At 59.4% G+C, this 3136-nt stretch carries 3 protein-coding genes and 1 pseudogene; 1 reads left to right on the top strand and 3 read right to left on the bottom strand.

All coding sequences use genetic code 11. The annotated features are described in order from the left end of the window. Positions 1-49: 49 nt before the first annotated feature. The 3 genes from UW3_RS0126320 to UW3_RS0126310 are packed head-to-tail and all read right to left on the bottom strand — an operon-like array spanning position 50 to position 2318. On the bottom strand, positions 50-310 hold the full coding sequence (locus UW3_RS0126320; protein WP_010227157.1) for a DUF3613 domain-containing protein: 261 nt from the start codon (positions 308-310) through the stop codon (positions 50-52). A 2-nt stretch (positions 311-312) separates the two neighbouring features. After that, positions 313-1050, bottom strand: a complete 738-nt coding sequence (locus UW3_RS0126315) for a tetratricopeptide repeat protein (RefSeq protein WP_010227155.1) — start codon at positions 1048-1050, stop codon at positions 313-315. 26 nt (positions 1051-1076) lie between these two features. Continuing rightward, positions 1077-2318 carry a type II and III secretion system protein family protein gene (locus UW3_RS0126310; protein ID WP_026001556.1) on the bottom strand — a complete coding sequence of 414 codons (1242 nt, stop codon included), beginning with the start codon at positions 2316-2318 and terminating at the stop codon, positions 1077-1079. A 423-nt stretch (positions 2319-2741) separates the two neighbouring features. On the opposite strand from UW3_RS0126310, the pseudogene UW3_RS30040 reads away from it, so the two are divergent. Continuing rightward, positions 2742-3136, top strand: a pseudogene (locus tag UW3_RS30040) (hypothetical protein); the annotation flags it as partial.

The following is a 3136-nucleotide window of genomic DNA, read 5'->3' as shown; positions in this document are numbered from 1 at the left end:
CCTCCAGCGGGTTTACCCGCTGGAGGCAGAGGCCCCTTGTCGTTATGGGTTACTTCCTGTTTGAGCCGGAGTAGTCCTTGAAGAACTGCGGGATGGGATGTTTGTAACTCTCCAGCCAGCGTTGCAGGCTCAGGTCGCGCTCACTGGCCGCCGCTGTTTGCGGGATAGGCGAAACGGCCTGACCGCGAGACTGCAGCAGTAACCAGTGTTCGGTTTCCTGCTGATATTTCGATGAAGGACCGGGTTCGATAGCCTGGGCTGCGAGCGGAACAAGCAACAGTCCCAGGTAGCTGAGTATGTTCTGTTTCATCACTACCTCTGCGTTGTTGGCGGATTGACACCGGACGGCGACGGATCGAGCGCTGTTGCTACCCGATCACTGGGCACTGCTACAGCCTTGGCCGAGCTTTTGAGTTTTTCGGCGCGTACCTGGGCTTCGCTGACTTGTTCGGGGCTCAAGCCCATACGACTGACCAGCTCCGAGGCTTGCTTCCAGTTACCTTGATAAATCAGCAAGGTCACCAGGTTGACGGCCGCCAACTGATCGGACTGCTTCAATTCCATGGCGGTGATGAACTCGAAACGGGCCTCTTTGAGCTTGAATTGCTTGAGGTAGACCACGCCCAGGTCGTTGCGAATCTTCTCGTCAGTGGGGGACAGTTGCGCGGCCCGCTGCAAATGCTTTAGCGCCTGCTCGGTGTCGGTGTGCGCGGCGGCCAATTGGCCCAGGCCGTGTTCCCCCTCGGCGGCAAGGCAAGTCCCCAGCAAACTGCGATACAGCGGCTCGGCCTCGTTTTGCCCAAGCATGCGGTAGATCTTGGCCTTGCGCAGGCGCACGGCCGCAAGATCAGGCGGCAGGTTCTGCAGATTGGCCAAGCCTGCGTGCAATTTGCCGTCACTGATCATGTCATCCGCCATGCTCAGCGACAGCTCCTGATCCGGGCTAGGCTTGGCGCACGAGGCCGAGCCCATGCCCGACCATCGTGCGCCTCCATCGGTGGCGCAGCCGCTGAGCATCACCAGTCCCAACGCCGCAATCATTGTCTTCATGCTGTGCTCCTGCAATGTCCTGGTGCTCATTTCGACAAGCCGCTGAGCTTGTCGAAGTTACCGTCTTCGAGGAAATACATACGGAACCAGTTCGGGTCGTAATTACGCAGTTTTTCGCCCGGCAACGAAGGCAGTCGGGCATTCGCCGCCAACGGTTGTACCAGGCGCGGGGTCACGATCATCAGCAGCTCCTTTTCCTCGCGGCTGATGGTGGAGTCGCGAAAGAACGCCCCAAGAATCGGAACGTCGCCCAGGCCAGGGAACTTGCTCACCGATGAGGTATTGGTCGAACTGATCAAGCCGCTGATCACGAAGCTCTCGCCGTCAGCCAGGGAAATACTGGTGTCAGTGCGGCGCACCCGCAACCCGGGAACGACAAAGTCCTGGATCCTCACGCCATTTTCATAGTCGAGTTCACTGACTTCCGGTGCCACCTTCAAGGCGATTCGATCGCGGCCAATGATGGTTGGCGTCAGGGTCAGGCGAATCCCGAACTCTTTGTACTCAATGGTGACCGTGTCGCTACCACTACTGGGCACCGGGATAGGCACCTCGCCGCCGGCCAGGAAGCTCGCACTCTGACCACTCAACGCCACCAGGCTCGGACGCGCCAGGGTGTAGGCAAAGCCACTGCCTTCGAGCGCGTTGATCAAGCCCAGCACGTTGCCGCCACCGAAGCCGATATTGAAACTGCCATTATCCAGCGGGATACGGGCTGCCGTGTTGCCAAGCTGGCCGGGCGACACGGTGACCAGGGGGACGGTGCCGGGGGAGCCAAACAGAAAACTGCCGCCTTTGCCGAAGATCGACGTGCTGGCCTCTTTCAACTTGGTACGGCTGACTTCGACAAAGCGGATGTCGGTCTGTACCTGGCTGGGCAGCAGAGGGTCTTCCGAGGGCGGCATCACCGTGCTCACCAGCGAACCGGCGCCTTTGCCCTGGACAAACACCATGCTCTGGCGAGGTGAGCTGGAACATGCGGTCCAGACCATCAGGCTGGTAGCGCCGGGGGCAATGCCGGTGACCAGGAAGTCCTTATTGTTATTGAGGTGCACGTCGGCGATTTTCGGATCGCCGACAGCCAATCGAGTGATGGCCACCTCCGAGCCCATCACCGTTTGCATGCCTTCACCGACTTCGAGGACGGCGGGTAGGGGGGCCAATGTTGAACAGTTGCCGGGGGCTGCCAGGGCCATGCTGGCAGGTAATCCAGTGAAAACCAAAGTCCACGCAGCTCGCTTGAGTACTTTCACGTAATCATTGTTCATTCACTGCTTCCTTGTCTGGTTTAGGTCTGCTTGTTACAGATTGCTCACACCTATTGTTCGTCTGGCGATCCCGAGAGGGGATTGCTCTTCTGGTTTGAATAACTGTCGTTGTTAATTGACGTTAGCGCAGAAAGGTCAAAATGCTATGAATTGTAAAAAAACGATTCCCAGTCGGACTACCCTCGACAGCCCCTGAAACCCGCAAACGATCAACCTCGTGGGGAGAGGGACGCCGAATTCACCAATCAGATCGGTAGCGCGCTCCCAGATCATCTCGTTTGCCCTCCCAGGTAGGCTGAAACTCCCATCCGGCCTGGGAGTATCGGCCGATGCGCAATTCCCGACGCGTGTTCACAGTGATGGCATCTAGCAGTAAAGGTCCACGCTCCGGCCTCTGTGGCTGGGCTTGCTCGGGAGAACGCTATGACAATCCGCAAAAAAACCACATCGCCGACGAGCGACCTTACCGATGACGCTGATGCCGGCCTGTTTCCCATCACGATCGCCTCCACCAACCCGACAGACGCCGCCCCCGCCAGCACTGCCATCACCGTGGCCAGCACCCTGAGTGTCGCGGCGACGGGGGTGAACGTTTCGTTGGACGAAACCGCCGGGTTGCAGAACAGCACGGCCACCGCAAGCCCTGCGGGAGACGCTGACGACAATGACATTCTGATCTGGCCGCGGCCCTGGGTCTTCGCTACCCGCTTGACCGCGCTGGGGGCCGGTACCGCAACAGGTGCAGCCCTGAGTGGCTATACGGGTGCGGTGGGTAACACCGGCAGCGACGCGTTCACCATCACCGCGGCACCCGGAGC

Origin of the sequence: Pseudomonas donghuensis (assembly GCF_000259195.1) — a bacterium.
GTDB classification, from domain to species: domain Bacteria; phylum Pseudomonadota; class Gammaproteobacteria; order Pseudomonadales; family Pseudomonadaceae; genus Aquipseudomonas; species Aquipseudomonas donghuensis.
Note: the sequence above shows the minus strand (reverse complement) of the source record. Positions and strands in the feature narration are given on the sequence as shown.

Coding starts and splice junctions, on each gene's coding strand:
- UW3_RS0126320 (WP_010227157.1), bottom strand. CDS start 310: ATGAAACAGAACATACTCAGCTACCTGGGACTGTTGCTTGTTCCGCTC.
- UW3_RS0126315 (WP_010227155.1), bottom strand. CDS start 1,050: ATGAAGACAATGATTGCGGCGTTGGGACTGGTGATGCTCAGCGGCTGC.
- UW3_RS0126310 (WP_026001556.1), bottom strand. CDS start 2,318: ATGAACAATGATTACGTGAAAGTACTCAAGCGAGCTGCGTGGACTTTG.